A 15,409-nucleotide genomic window follows, 5' to 3' on the forward strand; every position below is an offset into this window, starting at 1 on the left:
CCAATGTCCGGCTTGCAAGCTGCGCCGAGTGGGCTACAGGCCGAGCGGGGCCAGGTCCTGGCCCCGCTCGGCGTTCGGTGTCAGCTACACGGGCCGGATCCTACGGCCAGGAGGCCTCGATGTCGTCGGCCATCTGCTGGGAGGTCTTGTCGCCGTCGGCCCACTGGACCATGCCGGTCCAGAAGGAGGAGGCGCCGACCTCGCCCGGCATGAGGTCGGAGCCGTCGAAGCGGACGGTGACCTCGGGGTCGGTCAGGATCTCGGTCGCGAACACGTTGATCGGCGTGGTGGCGTTGTTCGGGTCCACGCCCTGGCGGGCGGTGCTCCACGGGCCGGTCTGGAGACGGGCGTTGTGGTAGAGCTCGGAGGCCAGGAACTGGCGCACCATCTCGGTGGACTCGGAGTCGTCGAACGCGGCCACGAACTCGCCGCCGACGAGCATCGTGTTGTCGCCCTCGTTGGACTCCGGGAAGCGGAACGCGAACACGTCGCCGGTCTCCGAGACCTCGGTGTCGGCCGGCCACATGGCGCCGTAGAAGGACGCCTGGCGGTGCATCGCGCAGTTGCCGTCGAGGATCGGGTAACCGGCCTCCTGGAACGGCGTCGAGCTGATGGTGTCGGTGCCGTTGTAGACGTAGTCCGGGTTCTGGAGGATCGTGCCGGCCTTGTCGATAGCGGTGACGATCTGCGGGTCGTTGAACGGGATCTGGTGGGTCACCCACTGGTCGTAGACGTCGGTGCCCTCGCGGAGGACGATGTCCTCGATCCAGTCGGTGCCGGGCCAGCCGGTGGCGCCGCCGGACTCGAAGCCGACGCACCACGGGGTGATGCCGTCGGCGGCGATGGTGTCGGACAGCGCGATCAGCTCGTCCCAGGTCTGCGGGACCTCGTAGCCGTTGTCGCTGAAGAACGACGGCGAGTACCAGATGAAGGACTTCGCGTTCGACGAGTGCGGCGCCGCGTAGAGCGTGCCGTCGATGGTGCCGTAGTTCAGCCAGTCCTCGGTCCAGCCCTCGGTCGCGAGCGAGGTGACCTCCTCGGAGGCCGGGACGAGGCTGTCGGCGAAGTTGGACATGAGGCCGGGCTGCGGGAACAGCGCGATGTCGGGCGCGTTGCCGCCGTCCACGCGGACCTTCATGTCGGACTCGAACTCGCCCGAGCCCTCGTACTCGATGACGGCGCCGGTGCAGGACTCGAAGTAGCTCCAGGCCTCCATCATCTCGTCGGCCTCGGTGTCGCGGATCGAGCCGAGGATCGAGATGGTCTCGCCCTCGAGGTCGCCGTACTGCTCGTAGTTGGCGCAGTCGGTGGCGTCGTCCGGGACCGCGCCGCGGTCGTCGCCCTCCTCCTCCGGTGCGCCGCACGCGGCCGCGGCGAGCGCGATGGCACTGGCGGCAGCCGCTAGGCAGGAAATACGTCGGGTCTTGCTCATCGGGGTTTCCCTCTCTTCGCAGGTTTCGTGCGCCCGGCGAGTCCGACTGCCTCCCTGTCCCGACCCGCGAATGGGAAGCGCTCTCACGACTTCCACCCCAGGTAGGGACTGCCTCACCCGCCGTTGGGGCGACGCTGGCAATGGTGCTCTGGGTAACACTGATTGTCAAGTGTGCATTGCCGAATCGTTACCGGGTGGGATTGGATCGATATCTGTCCCCACCCAATCGATGGGAGCGATTCCAATGACGTATCATTCCACCGCCCGGCAACTCGTTTCCACAGCGCGCCGCAATGCCCCCGCACCCGGGAGCGCGGCGGAGAAAGGTGCCATCCGATGACGCAGCTCAGCTTCCCCGACGGATTCCTGTGGGGGACCGCCACGGCCTCCTACCAGATCGAGGGCGCGGCGAACGAGGACGGCCGGGGCCCGTCCATCTGGGACGTGTTCTCCGCGACGCCCGGCAAGACCTGGCGCGGCCAGTCGGGCGCCGTGGCGTGCGACCACTACCACCGGGTCGACGAGGACGTGGCGCTCATGGCCTCCCTCGGCGTCGACACCTACCGCTTCTCCATCGCGTGGCCGCGCATCCAGCCCGACGGCTCGGGCCCGGCCAACCCCGCCGGCCTCGACTTCTACGACCGGCTCGTGGACAAGCTCATCGCGGCCGGGATCAAGCCGATGCCGACGCTCTACCACTGGGACCTGCCGCAGAGCCTCGAGGACCGCGGCGGCTGGCCCGTGCGCGACACCGCCGAGCGCTTCGGCGAGTACGCCGCGATCGTCGGCGCGCGCCTGGCCGACCGCGTCCACACCTGGTGGACCCTGAACGAGCCGTGGTGCTCCGCCTACCTGGGCTACGGCAACGGCCACCACGCGCCGGGCCGCACCGAGCCGGCCGCCGCGCTCGCGGCCGTGCACCACCTGAACCTGGGCCACGGCCTGGCCGTGCAGGCGCTGCGCGCGGCCGGGGCCGACCAGGTCTCGATCGTGCTCAATCCGACCCAGGTCCGGGGCGAGGAGGAGGCCATGCGGGTCGTCGACGGCATCGCCAACCGCGTCTTCTTCGACCCGATCCTGCGCGGCGAGTACCCCGCCGACGTCATGGAGCGCACCGCGCACCACACCGACTGGTCCTTCGTGCGGGAGGGCGACCTCGCGGCGATCAGCCAGCCGATCGACCTGCTCGGCGTCAACTACTACAGCCCGACCTGGGTGCGGGCCAAGGCCGGCGAGCCCGAGAGCCCGGTCGGCCCGGGCACGGTGGACGTCGAGACGTACACGCCCGAGGGCCTCGAGTTCACCGACATGGGCTGGGCGATCGACGCGACCGGCCTGACCGACCTGCTGGTGCGCATCCACAAGGACTACGGCATCGCCACGATGGTCACCGAGAACGGCGCGGCGTACCCGACCGGGCCGGGCGAGGACGGCGAGGTCGACGACGTCGAGCGCGTCGCCTACCTGCGCTCGCACATCGCGGCGGTCCACGACGCGATCGGGGCCGGCGCCGACGTGCGCGGCTACACCGCCTGGTCGCTCATGGACAACTTCGAGTGGGCCTTCGGCTACGACAAGCGCTTCGGCATCGTGCACGTCGACTACGCCACCCAGAAGCGCACGCCCAAGGCGAGCGCGAAGTTCTACTCCCAGGTCATCGCCGCCAACGGCCTCGACCGGTAGTCACACGAGGGCGCCCCGGAGCGCTCGGATCTCGTGCTCCGGGTCGTCGGCGCGCATGACGGCGCCCATGACCGCGACCCCCGCCGCGCCCGCCTCCCGCGCGGCGAGGGCCCGGTCGGGGCCGTCGACGCCGCCGAGCGCGTACACCGGGACCGGGCTCGCCGCGCAGACCTCCGCAAGCGCGGCGGGCCCGACCGCCGGCCCGTAGCCGGGCTTCGACGCGCTCGCCCAGACCGGCGAGTACGTGCAGTAGTCCAGGTCGGGGTCGATCGGCTCGCCGGCGTGGACGGAGCGGCCGACGAGCACCGGCCGCGGGTCGGGCACGGGCCGGGACGCGGACAGGTGCGCCGCGGCGACCGGGCCCTCCGGGTCGGCGACGAGGACGACGCCCCCGGCCTCGGCCACCATGATGCCGATGCCGGCGGCGAGCCGGTGCCGCTCCTCCCACGGGAGGTCCTTGTCGCGCAGGACGAGCGCGAAGGGCCCGCCGCGCAGCGCGAGCGCGACCTGGTCGTGGAGCGGGCGCGGGCACGCGTGCCGGTCGGTGACGACGATGAGGCGGTGCTGCATACCCCCGAACCTACGCCCCGAACGGGAGTGCGCCCGAGTTCCGCGTGTTCCCGGTGGGATTCGCGTCCGTCTCGTCGGTGCTGGGGCGGTTTAACACTTGTGTATCGGTCCATGGGCCGAACTTGCGTAATTCACGACACAGGTGCGAAACTTCAGGGGATGAACATCGGCGATCAAATCAACGTGCTGCGAACCGAAGGGGAGCGGATCGCTGTCGCTGGTGGGGAACTCGCACTGAACGCGCTCGTGCCCACCTGCCCGGGCTGGATCGTCAAGGACCTCTTGACCCACATCGGGACCGTCCATCGCTGGGCGGCGGCGATCGTGGGCGGAGCCCTGCCCTACGATCCCCGCAAGCAGGACTTCCAGCGGATCGTGGGGCCCACTCCCCACGACGACCTGCTGGTCGACTGGGTCAGGGAGGGGCTCCTGCGGCTCGCGGCCGTCCTGGAGGCCGCCCCCGACGACCTCCAGTGCTGGCAGATGTTCCCCGCCCAGTCCTCCCGCCGCTTCTGGGTCCGCAGACAGGCCCACGAGACCACCATCCACCGCGTCGACGCCGAGCAGGCGCGAGGCGACGAGATATCACCGGTCGGCCCCGAGTTCGCGGCCGACGGCATCGACGAGCTGCTGCTGGGCTTCCACGGCCGCCCGTCGAGCAGGGTGCGGGCGCTGCGGCCGTCAGTGCTCCACATCCACGCCACCGATCTGCCGCCGGGGCGCGGCGACTGGTACGTGCACCCCACCGACACGGGGCCGCTCGTGACGTTCAGCGAGGTCGAGTCCCCGCACTGCGTCATCGAGGGCCCGGTGGAGCTGCTGTACCTGGCGCTGTGGAACCGGCTGCCGTTCGACGACCTCGCCGTTCACGGAGACCCGGCACTGCTCCACTTGTGGCGCAATTACTCCGCGGTCCGGTGGGTCGATCCCGTAGACGTCTGACGACTTGACACACGGCGACTGGAGCGCTACAGCGAGGACACGCAGGTGATCGGACGGTTTTGGCGGGCTTTGTCCGCTGTGGCCGTTCGGGGCGCGCTGCTGCGCGATCGGGCGGGCGCGGGACCGTAAGCTCGGCGGCGTGAAGGAGCTGAAGCACAGTCATGCCGTCCCGAACGACGCCGTCCCCCGCGCCGCCCTGTGGATCCTGGTCCCGGCCGCGGTCGCCACGGTCCTGGGCCTGGTGCTGCTGTGGCCGCAGGGGGTCGAGGACGCGCGGGCCGACGAGTTCGGGACCGAGGTCGACGGCCGGGTCATCGCGGTGGCCGAGACCGAGTGCACGGCGGAGGAGGCCGAGGTCCTGACCGTGTGCGGCGAGGTCGTGGTGCGGCTGGACAGCGGCGAGCACGCCGGCGAGGAGGCCGTGGTCGACATCCCGAGCGGGCCGGGCGCGCCGGTGGTCAGCCCCGGCGACGACGTCATCCTCCTCTACACGCCCGAGTCGGTGTCGGGCCAGCAGTACCACATCATCGACCACGACCGGGCCGGCGCGCTGTGGGCGCTGGTGATCGCGTTCGCGCTCGCGGTGGTGGCGTTCGGGCGCTGGAAGGGCCTGCGGTCGCTGGTGAGCCTGGGGCTGACGTTCGCGGTCGTGCTGCTGTTCATGGTGCCGGCGGTCCTCGACGGGTCGCCGCCGGTGCTCGTGGCGATCGTGGGCGCGGCGGCGATCATGCTGGTGTCGCTGTACCTCTCGCACGGGTGGAACCGGACGACGACGGTGGCGGTGGTGGGGACGCTGGCCTCGCTCGTGCTCACGGTGCTGCTCGCCCAGGCGGCGGTGCGGCTGACGGAGCTGAACGGGGTCCTCGACGAGAACACGACGAACCTCGCACTCCAGTACCCGATCGACATGTCCGGGCTGCTGCTCGCGGGCATCCTCATCGGCGCGCTCGGCGTCATCGACGACGTGACGGTCTCGCAGGCCGCCACCGTGGACGAGCTCGCGAAGGCGAATCCGAAGTGGGGGCACGCGCGGCTGTTCCGGTCCGGGATGCGGGTCGGGCGCGACCACCTGACGTCGGTGGTGAACACGCTGGTGCTCGCGTACGCGGGCGCGTCGCTGCCGCTGCTGGTGCTCATCGCGGCGGCGAACCGGCCGCTGGAGCAGGTGCTCACGAGCCAGACGATCGCGACCGAGATCGTGCGCTCGGTGGCGGGCACGCTCGGGCTCATCGCGGCCGTGCCGATCACGACCTGGCTCGCGGCGTACCTGGTGCGCTGGCAGCCGAAGCCGAAGGAGCCCAAGGAGAAGGAACCGAAGCGGCCCCGCCCGAAGCCGGTCCCGGAGGGGGGCGACTGGGACGCGGACGAGTCGCCCTACCCGCCGTCGCACCTGCGCTGACCGGCCCCCGGGGTCGGGGGTGTCGGATCGCCGGGCCCCCGGTGCAAGGGTGGCGCGGGGGTCCGACACCGGTGGCAGGGGTCCGACGGCTCAGAAGCGCTCGGCGGCGGTCATGAGTTTGCGGGCGGCCTGGTGGAGGGCCTGGAGGACCGTCATGACGGCGGGGCGGCCGGTCGAGGCGGTGCGGTGGACGACGTAGACGTCGCGGCCGCGCAGCTCCTCCGCGACCGCGCGCACGGCCACGTCGCGGCGCTCGGCCGCGGCCATCCAGGGGGCGACGGTGACGCCGAGGCCCTTGGCGACGAGCGTCAGGATCGTGTCGAGGCCCTCGAACTCCGAGACCGGGGCCGAGATCCCCTCGGCGCGCCACAGCCGGTCCAGCGCCGCGCGGGACGGCTCGCCCTCCGGCGAGGCGATCCACGGCTCCCCCGAGAGCTCGTGCGCTGACAGGACCTCCCTGGCGGCCAAGGCATGCCGCGCCGGCAGGACCGCGACGAGCGGGTCCTGCACGAGATGGTGGAACGTCAGCGGTCCGACCGCGGCCGGGCGGCGCTGGCCCGACCAGTCGTCGATGAGCGCCAGGTCGATCTCGCCCGAGCGCACGCGCGCGAGCGACTCCGAGACCGTGTGCTGCTGGCGCAGGACCATCTGGAGCTCGGGGTGGCGGCGCAGGCGGCGCACCATCGGGCCGGCCAGCGCGACGGCGACCGTCGGGAACGCGGTCACGGTGACGCGCCCGCGCGGCTCGGCCGACTCGGCCGCAAGGTCGGTCTCGGCCGCGTCGATCGCCTCCAGGATGCGGGCGGTGTGCTCGACGAGGCGGCGGCCGGCGTCGGTGAGCTGGGCCGAGCGGGCGGTGCGCTCCAGAAGCGCGACGCCGGTCTCCTTCTCAAGGGCCGCAAGCTGCTGCGAGACGGCGGAGGCGGTCTGGCCGGTGGCGACGGCAGTGGCGGATATCGATCCCTGGGCGGCGAACTCGTAGAGGAGGCGCAGGCGGCGGACGTCGAGCATAAGCAAATCTTATCCTCGGCGAAAGGTAGAAATACTTGCCATGATGCTCGCCGGAGAGGAGTGTGGGGACCACAAGGGCGCGTCCGCGCCGCCGATGCGCACGCGCACGACCATCCACTGAGGAGTCCTCACGTGACCGTCTCCGCCACCCTCGCCGCCAACGAAGCCGTCGCCGCGCGCCGCGCCGCCGGGCAGGAGGTGCTCGCACTGGGGTTCGGCGAGGCGGGCATCCCCGTGCACCCCTTGCTCAGGCAGCGCCTGACGCAGGCCGCCGGGCAGATCTCCTACGGGCCGGTGGCCGGGATCGACGCGGCCCGCGAGGCCGCCGCCGGGTACTGGACCCGCCGGGCGATCCCGACCGGGGCCGAGCAGGTGATCCTCGGGCCCGGCTCGAAGCCGCTGCTGTTCGCGCTGCTGCACGCCGCCGGGGGCGACGTGGTGCTGCCGAAGCCCGCGTGGGTGTCGTACGCGGCCCAGGCGGAGCTCCTCGGCCGCGACCCGATCCGGGTCCCGGTGCCGAAGGGCGAAGGGGGCGTTCCGGATGCGGAGGCCCTGGACGCGGCCGTGCGGGCGGCCCGCCGGGCCGGGCGCGACCCGCGCGTCGTCGTGGCGACCCTCCCGGACAACCCGACCGGGCGGCTCGCGTCCGAGCAGTCGGTCAAGGCGCTGTGCGAGGCCGCGCGCGAGCTGGACCTGATCATCGCGGCCGACGAGATCTACCGGGACCTGGTGTTCGAGCCCGGGTCGTTCCCCTCCCCCGCCGCGTGGGCGCCCGAGCGGACCGTGACGACCACGTCCCTGTCGAAGAACTACGCGCTCGGCGGCTGGCGGGTCGGCGCGGCGCGCTTCCCGGACTCGCCGCTGGGCGCGCGGCTGCGGGAGTCAGTGCGCGGCACCGCTTCCGAGCTGTGGTCCGCGACGCCGATGCCGATGCAGCACGCGGCGGCGTACGCCTGGTCCGACCCGCAGGAGCTCGTGGAGCGGGTGGCGCTGGCGCGGCGCCTGCACGGGTCGGTGGCGGCCGCGGTGGCCGAGGTCTTCGCCGCCGCCGGCGCGGCGGTGCCGGCGCCGCAGGGCGGGTTCTACGTGTGGCCGGACTTCGCGCCGCTGCGGGATTCGCTGGCGGCGAAGTGGGGTATCGCCACGGGTGCGGATCTCGCGGGGGTCCTGCTGGAGCGGTTCGGGATCGTGGTGCTGCCGGGCAGCGCGTTCGGCGACGACCCGGAGGCGCTGACGCTGCGCGTGGCGGTGACCGGGATCTACGGCGAGAACGACTCCGAGCGCCTCGCGGCGCTGGTGTCGCGGTTCCCCATGGAGATGCCGTGGATCGCCGAGGCCCTCGCGGGCCTGGCGGAGAAGCTTCGGGCGCTGACGGCGTCCGAGTAGGCGCCGGGCGGCGCTGCCGAGGCCGATGCGGCAGCGCCGTCCGGTTCAGTCCACGCGGTCGGCGACCGCGGCGATGCCGTAGACGAGCGCGATGAGGGCGATGATCGCGACGACGACGATCGCGATGCCGATGTAGCGCTGGATCTCGAGTTCGTGGCCTTCGCGCACGGGCCGGCGCCAGCGGCCGTAGCGCCAGTGGTCGTGGCCCTGCTCGTAGTCGGTGGCGAAGTCCTCCAGGAGCGCCTGGAGGTCGGCGAGGGTCTCGGCGCGCCTGACGAGCTGGCGGCGGAGCTTGAACTCGTCGGCGTCGATCGCGCCGCGGCGGTGGGCCTGCGCGAGCCGGTAGAGGGCCATGCGACGGTGGGCCCTGGTGGGGCGGATGGCGAAGGCGTCCATGACGTGGCTCCCGGGGTCGTGTGGACCGCGGGGTTCCCCGTCCGCACCGTTCGTACACATTGGCGTCCGGTGCGGGACGGGTTGCGCGCCAGTGGGACCGGACGTCAGTCCAGGAGGTCGCTGACTGCCCGGGCGAGGTCGGTGTCCTTCGCGGAGACCTTGTTGCCGGCCGAGTGCGTGGTGACCGAGACGGTCAGCTTGTTGTAGTTGATCGCGAGGTCGGCGTGGTGGTCGCGGCGCTCGGAGAGCAGGCCGACGCCGGTGGCGGCGGCGAGCGCCTGGAGGTGGCCGTCGAAGGTCCAGGTGCACTCCAGGCGGTCGCGCGCGTGGGTCCAGCCGGGCAGGTCGGAGAGGGCGAGTTCGATCTCGGCCTCGGTCAAGGGTTGGTCGCTCATACCCCCGATTGTGGCACCCGGGCGGTCAGTTCTCCTCGATGAGCGTCACTTCGCCGGTGTCGAGGTCGTAGACGGCGCCGACGACGAGGACGCCGTCGAGGTTCTCGCGGCGGCCGAGGTCGGCGACGGTGCGGCGCACCTGGAGGCGCAGGGCCTTGGGGGCCGCGTCCTCGCCTTCGGGGGTCTCGGCGAGCGCCTGGGAGGCGGGCTGCCACAGCTGCTCGACGAGGTAGTCGGTGCGCGGGTCGTGGGTGTCGGCCTCGACGGCGTGGAGGGCGGCGTTGATGGCGCCGCAGCGCTCGTGGCCGAGGACGACGACGAGGGAGACGCCGAGTTCGGCGGCGGCGAACTCGAGGGAGCCGACGGCGGCGCGGTCGGGCACGTGCCCGGCGGTGCGCACGACCAGGAGCTGGCCGAAGTCGCAGTCGAACACGGACTCGGCGGTGACGCGGGAGTCGATGCAGGTGAAGACGGCGGCGGTCGGCGTCTGGCCGGGCGCGTGCTGGCGGGCCGAGACGATGTCGCGCTTGAAGCGGGGCTCGCCTGCGACGAACCGGCCGTTGCCTTCGAGGAGGGCGACGAGCGTCTTGGCGGCTTCGTGGTGCTCCATGAGCGAGGAGGCGGTCAGTTCTGGCACGCCCTGAATGGTGCCGTACGATGCGCGCCGGTGCAAGCGCGACGGGCTGACCGTGACGCACGTTTTACACATCGCACGTTACCGTTCCGAGATCTTCCGGTCATTTCGCAGGACTTGTCGCTCGCGGAAGGGGACCATAGGATGAAACCGAACTACCGCAACACGATTCACCAGCGGGTTCGTCAGCCGCAGGGACTTGGAGGCCACCGGTGCGCACGTACGGCGAAGGCTGCCCCGCGGCCCACGCGCTCGATCTCGTCGGCGAGCGCTGGTCGCTCCTGATCGTCCGCGAGCTCCTGCTCGGCCCCAAGCGCTTCACGGACCTGCGGTCGGGGCTGCACGGCGCCAGCGCGAACGTGCTGTCGCAGCGGCTGCGCGAGCTGGAGTCGGCCGGGGTGGTGTCGAAGCGGCGGCTGCCGCCGCCGGCGGCCTCGAAGGTGTACGAGCTCACCGAGTGGGGCCGGGAGTTGGAGGGCGTGATCGTGCTGCTGCTGCGGTGGGGCGCGCGCTCGGCCGCGATCCCGCTGGACGCGCCGATGGGGGCCGACGCGCTCATCCTGTCGATGCGGAGCCTGTTCATGCCGCAGTCGGCGCAGGGCTTCGACGCGGCGTTCGAGCTGTGGGTCGGGGACCGGCCGTTCATCGCCGAGGTCATCGACGCGCAGCTGATCCTGGCGCCGGGCCGGCCCGAGCATCCGCACGCGGTCATCCGGACCGACGCGGAGACGCTCAAGCGCCTGACCCTGGGCGGGCGCAGCCTCGACGTGTCGCTGCACGCCGGGCGCGTCACCGTCCAGGGCGATCAGGCGATGGCCGAGCGCTTCTTGGGAATGTTCCGCCTCCCGGAGCCGGCCGCGGCCTCGGCGGGCGCGGTATGACGGTGCCGCCGCTCATCGGATGATCCTGATCTCGCCGGTGCCGCCGGGCCTGGCGCGGCGGTCGGTGATGAGCATGTGGCCGGGCGCGTGGGTGATCGCGAACGGGAGCCGGGCCTTGACGACCGCCTCCTGGAGGGTGACGCCGCAGGCCCAGAAGACGGGGACGTCGCCGGCGTGGAGGCGCACGGCGTCGCCGAAGTCGGGGCGGGCGAGGTCGCGGACGCCGATCGAGGACGGGCTGCCGACGTGCAGGGGCGCGCCGTGCGCGTACGGCATGTCCATGGTGATCCCCGCGGCGAGGTCGACCAGGTCGGCCGGGACCGGCCGCATGGAGACCACGACCGGGCCGCGGAAGCGCCTGGCGCCCAGGGCCTTGCGGTTGGTGCGGTACATCGGGACGTTGACGCCCTGCTCGAGGTGGCGCAGCGGGATGCCGGCGCGCTCCAGGAACGGCTCGAACGTGAACGTGCACCCGGTCAGGAAGGTGACCAGGTCGCGGCCCCAGTAGTCGACGACGTGGGTCGGCTCGTCGACGAGCTCGCCCTTGCGCCAGACCTGGTAGGCCGGGAGGTCCCGGCGCAGGTCGGCGCCGACGGCGAGGTCGGTCCAGTAGTCGCCGGCCGCCACCACGTCCAGCAGGGGGCAGGCGCGCGGGTTGCGGACCGCGAAGCGGCGCAAGGCGATCGCATCGCGGCGGGGGACGCTGACCAGGTTGGCCTGGACGTAGCCCTGGGACCATCCGCTGGTGTGGGCGACCAGGCCGTCCCTGAACCTGGCGCGCGCCTCGCGGGGGCTGGTCTGCGCTTCGGGACGCTGTCTCGTGAACATCGCTCCTCCTCGAAAGGTGCTGCTCGTTGTGTCGAGAATCCGATAACGCCATGTCAACGGGTTCACGAGTCCTTCACGAGCAGGATGCGCATGCAGTCCGGACACCTGAGCGCCACCGCGTGTTCACTGAGCGATTCGCGTTGCGAGCGTTCCCAAATGATCAAGAAATGCCCATAGACTGGAGAGACCCCGCCAGTTCGGACCGCCTCGGCTCCCCGGGAGGTGGCGCCGTTGGACTTCGGCATCCTCGGCCCGCTGCAACTGACATGGGACGGCGTCCCCGTGCCGCTCCCGGGCCGCACCCTGCCCCGCCTCTTCGCCGTGCTGCTCCTGGAGCCCGGCACCGTGGTCCCCCTCCACCGCCTCGTGGACGCGGTGTGGGGCGAGGACCCGCCCGCGACCGCGAAGCGGCAGATCCAGAACACCGTCGCCACCGCGCGCGGCCTGCTCCTGCGGTCCGGGACCAGCGAACTGGAGACCGTCGGCGACGGCTACCGGCTGCGCGTGCGCCCCGAGCAGCTCGACGCGCTCCGGTTCCAGCGGGCCGCGCGCATCGCCCGCGAGCAGGTCGCCGCCTCCGAACCCGAAGCGGCCCTGACGAGCCTGCGCGAGGCGCTCGACCTGTGGCGCGGACCGGCCCTCGCCGGACTCACCGGCCGCTTCATCGAGGCGGGGGCGCTGCGCTGGGACGAGGAGCGCGCCGCCGCCGAGGAGGCCCGCGCCGAGCTCGAACTCGAACTGGGCACCGGCGTCTCGGTCGTCGCCGACCTGCGCCGGGTCCTCGACCGGCACCCGTACCGCCAGCACGCGGCCGAGCTGCTCATGACCGCGCTCTACCGCGAGGACCGGCCCGCCGAGGCCCTCGACGCGTTCGAGGCGATCCGCCGCCAGCTCGCCGACGAGCTCGGCATCGACCCCGGGCAGCGCCTGAAGGAGCTGCACACCGCGATCCTGCGCGACGACCCCGAGCTCCAGGCGCCCGCGAAGGCCCCGCCCGCCGCGGGCCGGCCGGCGCTCCCGGCGCCCGCGCAGCTGCCGGCCGACAGCGTCCACTTCACCGGCCGCTCCGGGCAGCTCAAGGCCCTCGACGCGCTCCTGGGGCCGGGGCCGCAGGTCGCGGTCCTGTCCGGGATCGGCGGCTCCGGCAAGACGACGCTCGCGCTCCACTGGGCGCACCGGGTCCGCGAGCAGTTCCCCGACGGGCAGCTGTACGTGAACCTGCGCGGCTTCGACCGGGCCGCGCCCCTGACGCCGCTGGACGCGCTCGCCGGGTTCCTGCGGGCCCTCGGCGTGCCGACCGAGGCGATCCCCTCCGACGCCGACGAGGCCTCGGCGCTGCTGCGCTCGCGCCTGGCCGACACCCGGACCCTCGTCATCCTCGACAACGCCCGCAACTCCCAGCAGGTGATCCCGCTGCTGCCGGCCACCGCCGGGTGCGTCGCGGTCGTCACCAGCCGCTCCCGGCTGCCGGACCTCGCCGCGCTGCGCGACGTCCGGCAGGTCACCGTCGGCGCCCTCGACGGCGACGAGTCCGTGCGGCTCCTGGAGAGCCTCGTCGGGCCCGAGCGCGTCGCCCGCGAACCCGAAGCGGCCCAGCGCATCGCGCAGCTGTGCGCGGGACTGCCGCTGGCGCTGCGGATCGTCGGCACCAACCTCGACGGGCAGCACCTGTCGCTCGCCGAGACCGCGACCGCCCTCGAAGGGCGCGACCGGCTCGCGCACCTCGCCGTCGAAGGCGACCCGACGATGACCGTCGCCGCCGCGTTCGACCTGTCCTACCAGGCCCTCGAACCCGAAGAGGAGCTGCTGTACCTCAACCTCGCGTGCGTGCCGGGCACCGACTTCTCCAAGGACCTCGCGTGCGCGCTCGTCACCTGGGAGCCCGCCAGCGCCGAACGCCTCCTCGCGAACCTCGTCGCCGCGCACCGCGTCGAGGAGTACCGGCCCGGCCGCTACCGCTTCCACGACCTCGTGCGCGAGTACGCGCGCCAGAAGGCCGAGGCCGCGTTCGACCCCGCCGCGATCCAGCGCCTGCGCGAGCAGGTCGTGGAGTGGTACGCCAAGGGCACCGCCGCGCTCCCGGTCGAGGAGTACCGCAACATCGTCGCCGCGTTCCTCGAATGGAACGGGCACCCCACGGTCTCGCGCCTGCTCACCCGGCTCGTCGCGTTCGCCGACGCCGGGTACCGCGAGGAGAGCACCGACTCCCCGTACGAGCTGCCCGAGCTCGCGAAGGTCGCGCAGCTCGCGATCGAGACCGGCGTGGAGTCCGCCGAGCCGATGGACGCGGTGCGCGCGTACGCGCTCGCCGACGCCGTCGCGTACGCCTCCGGCGAGATGCACCAGTCGAAGGTGTTCGCCGAGAAGACCCTGGAGAACCTGCGCCGCACCCCGCACGGCGACGCGACCGGCAAGGCCCGCAACGACCTCGCGACCACGCTCATCCAGCTCGGCCGCTACCGGGAGGCGGTGTCGCTCCTGCGGGAGGCCGTCGTCGCCGCCGAGCACTCCGGGAAGCGCTACGTGCAGGTCGAGGTCCTCACCTCGCTCGGCACCGTCCTGCGGCACATGGGGATCTTCGCCGAAGCCGAGGCGCTCCTGCTCAAGGCCCGCGAACTCGACGCGTCCGGCCCCGACGGGCCCACGACCGTGTACCCGCTGCTGACCCTCACCGGCCTGTACGTCGACCTCGGCCGCATCAGCGCCGCCGACGAGCTGTGCCGCGAGATCGGCGAGATGCTCCGCGGCCACCCGTCCCAGTACTACCGGGCCCGCCTGTACTTCCGGCAGTCCGCCGTCCACAGCGCCGACGGGGACCTCCCCCGCGCCGAGGCCGCGCTCCTGCGCGGGCTCGAACTCGTCGAGCAGGTCTCCAGCTGGCGCCACCAGCTGCTGTACACGTACGCGCTCGCCGAGCTGTACCTGGAGACCGGCCAGTTCGACGCCGCCCGCGAGGCCATCGTCAAGGTCGAGCACCTGGGCCGGTACGAGACCTCCGAGACCCTCGCGGTCAAGGCCCGCGTCCTGTGCCGCCTGTTCGCCGCCGACGGCCGCATGCGGGCCGCCGTCAAGTACGGCCGCCAGGCAGTGGACGTGTTCGCGGCCATGCCCGACCCGCTCCGGCAGGCCCGGAGCCTCGGCGCGCTCGCGGACGCGTACGCCGCGGCCGGCGACGAGGAGGAGGCCGAGATCCACCGGGCCCAGGCCGCGTCCCTGTACAGCGCCCTGAACCTGGACCCGCGGCCGATCGGGTCGCGGTCGTTCCAGCGCGCGGCCTCGCGCGGGCGCGCCGCGGACGCCGCGTTCCCCGCGGGCGGGCCTCGCGGCGGCGGGCACGCCGACGGCGTCGTGTTCCTCGGCGACGGCGGGCGCCGCGAGGAGGCCCTCGCGGCCTACCGGCGGGTCCTCGAAGCGCTCGGGCTCGAGATCGCCGAGACCGACCCGCCCCGGTTCGGCTCGTTCTTCCAGCGGTTCCGGATCGCCGTGTGGGGCAACCACCGGCAGGTGCGCGCGGTGGACCTGGCCGCGGCCGTCGACGCCTCGACCGGGACGGCCGGCCGGGGCCCGCAGGTCGACCCGGGCCTGGTGGAGGCCGTGTCGCGGCTCATCGAGTCGCTGCGGCACGAGCAGGAGGCCGTGATCCAGATCGACGCGATCCTCATCGTCAAGCACGCCAACCGGATCACGCAACGCATCCTCACCCCGCAGGAGCAGGCCCTGCTCCAGGAGCACTGGACCGGCGTGGACCTGCCCGGCGACATCGGCGGCGTGCTCCGCGCCTGCGGCATCAACCCGCTGGTCCTGCCCGAGGAGGCCGAGCCGCAGGCGAAGGGCCGCCACCGGCGGGACTGA

The 15,409-nt window shown here is 72.7% G+C and carries 13 protein-coding genes; 6 read left to right on the forward strand and 7 right to left on the reverse strand.

All coding sequences use genetic code 11. The features are described from left to right. Positions 1-100: 100 nt before the first annotated feature. On the reverse strand, positions 101-1,432 hold the full coding sequence (locus EIW28_RS05345; protein WP_125246627.1) for an ABC transporter substrate-binding protein: 1,332 nt from the start codon (positions 1,430-1,432) through the stop codon (positions 101-103). A 336-nt stretch (positions 1,433-1,768) separates the two neighbouring features. Here EIW28_RS05345 and EIW28_RS05350 point away from each other — a divergent pair, with 336 nt between their 5' ends. Continuing rightward, positions 1,769-3,115 (forward strand): GH1 family beta-glucosidase, encoded by a 1,347-nt coding sequence (locus EIW28_RS05350; RefSeq protein ID WP_125246628.1) that lies wholly within the window; start codon positions 1,769-1,771, stop codon positions 3,113-3,115. Here EIW28_RS05350 and EIW28_RS05355 read toward each other — a convergent pair whose 3' ends face one another. Further along, positions 3,116-3,685 carry a thiamine phosphate synthase gene (locus EIW28_RS05355; RefSeq protein ID WP_125246629.1) on the reverse strand — a complete coding sequence of 190 codons (570 nt, stop codon included), beginning with the start codon at positions 3,683-3,685 and terminating at the stop codon, positions 3,116-3,118. It abuts the gene before it with no gap. A 183-nt stretch (positions 3,686-3,868) separates the two neighbouring features. Between EIW28_RS05355 and EIW28_RS05360 the strand changes: the two genes are divergently transcribed. Together EIW28_RS05360 and EIW28_RS05365 are read left to right on the forward strand one after the other, a co-directional pair. Continuing rightward, positions 3,869-4,627 (forward strand): maleylpyruvate isomerase family mycothiol-dependent enzyme, encoded by a 759-nt coding sequence (locus EIW28_RS05360; protein WP_158630293.1) that lies wholly within the window; start codon positions 3,869-3,871, stop codon positions 4,625-4,627. Between the two features lie 139 nt (positions 4,628-4,766). Next, positions 4,767-6,026, forward strand: a complete 1,260-nt coding sequence (locus EIW28_RS05365; protein ID WP_197717070.1) for a YibE/F family protein — start codon at positions 4,767-4,769, stop codon at positions 6,024-6,026. A 90-nt stretch (positions 6,027-6,116) separates the two neighbouring features. Here the strand turns inward: EIW28_RS05365 and EIW28_RS05370 are convergent, their stop codons facing one another. Then, entirely contained in the window at positions 6,117-7,037 is a 921-nt protein-coding gene (locus EIW28_RS05370; protein ID WP_125246631.1) for a LysR family transcriptional regulator, read from the reverse strand. A gap of 132 nt (positions 7,038-7,169) precedes the next feature. Between EIW28_RS05370 and EIW28_RS05375 the strand changes: the two genes are divergently transcribed. Next, the gene (locus EIW28_RS05375; RefSeq protein ID WP_125246632.1) at positions 7,170-8,423 is read left to right on the forward strand and encodes a pyridoxal phosphate-dependent aminotransferase; all 1,254 of its coding nucleotides are present in this window, start codon (positions 7,170-7,172) and stop codon (positions 8,421-8,423) included. Between the two features lie 45 nt (positions 8,424-8,468). On the opposite strand, the gene EIW28_RS05380 is transcribed toward EIW28_RS05375, so the two are convergent. The 3 genes from EIW28_RS05380 to EIW28_RS05390 form a co-directional block, all read right to left on the reverse strand. Continuing rightward, positions 8,469-8,819, reverse strand: a complete 351-nt coding sequence (locus tag EIW28_RS05380) for a DUF1707 domain-containing protein (protein WP_158630294.1) — start codon at positions 8,817-8,819, stop codon at positions 8,469-8,471. 104 nt (positions 8,820-8,923) lie between these two features. After that, positions 8,924-9,214 (reverse strand): 4a-hydroxytetrahydrobiopterin dehydratase, encoded by a 291-nt coding sequence (locus tag EIW28_RS05385; RefSeq protein ID WP_125246634.1) that lies wholly within the window; start codon positions 9,212-9,214, stop codon positions 8,924-8,926. A 25-nt stretch (positions 9,215-9,239) separates the two neighbouring features. Continuing rightward, positions 9,240-9,851 (reverse strand): carbonic anhydrase, encoded by a 612-nt coding sequence (locus EIW28_RS05390; protein ID WP_197717071.1) that lies wholly within the window; start codon positions 9,849-9,851, stop codon positions 9,240-9,242. A 209-nt stretch (positions 9,852-10,060) separates the two neighbouring features. On the opposite strand from EIW28_RS05390, the gene EIW28_RS05395 reads away from it, so the two are divergent. After that, positions 10,061-10,729 (forward strand): winged helix-turn-helix transcriptional regulator, encoded by a 669-nt coding sequence (locus EIW28_RS05395; protein ID WP_125246636.1) that lies wholly within the window; start codon positions 10,061-10,063, stop codon positions 10,727-10,729. 12 nt (positions 10,730-10,741) lie between these two features. Here EIW28_RS05395 and EIW28_RS05400 read toward each other — a convergent pair whose 3' ends face one another. Next, entirely contained in the window at positions 10,742-11,557 is an 816-nt protein-coding gene (locus tag EIW28_RS05400; RefSeq protein ID WP_125246637.1) for a putative hydro-lyase, read from the reverse strand. Between the two features lie 231 nt (positions 11,558-11,788). Here EIW28_RS05400 and EIW28_RS05405 point away from each other — a divergent pair, with 231 nt between their 5' ends. After that, complete coding sequence (locus EIW28_RS05405) at positions 11,789-15,409, forward strand: AfsR/SARP family transcriptional regulator (protein ID WP_158630295.1); 3,621 nt, start codon at positions 11,789-11,791, stop codon at positions 15,407-15,409.

This window comes from Glycomyces terrestris, assembly GCF_003933745.1.
In the GTDB taxonomy this organism is placed as follows: domain Bacteria; phylum Actinomycetota; class Actinomycetes; order Mycobacteriales; family Micromonosporaceae; genus Glycomyces; species Glycomyces terrestris.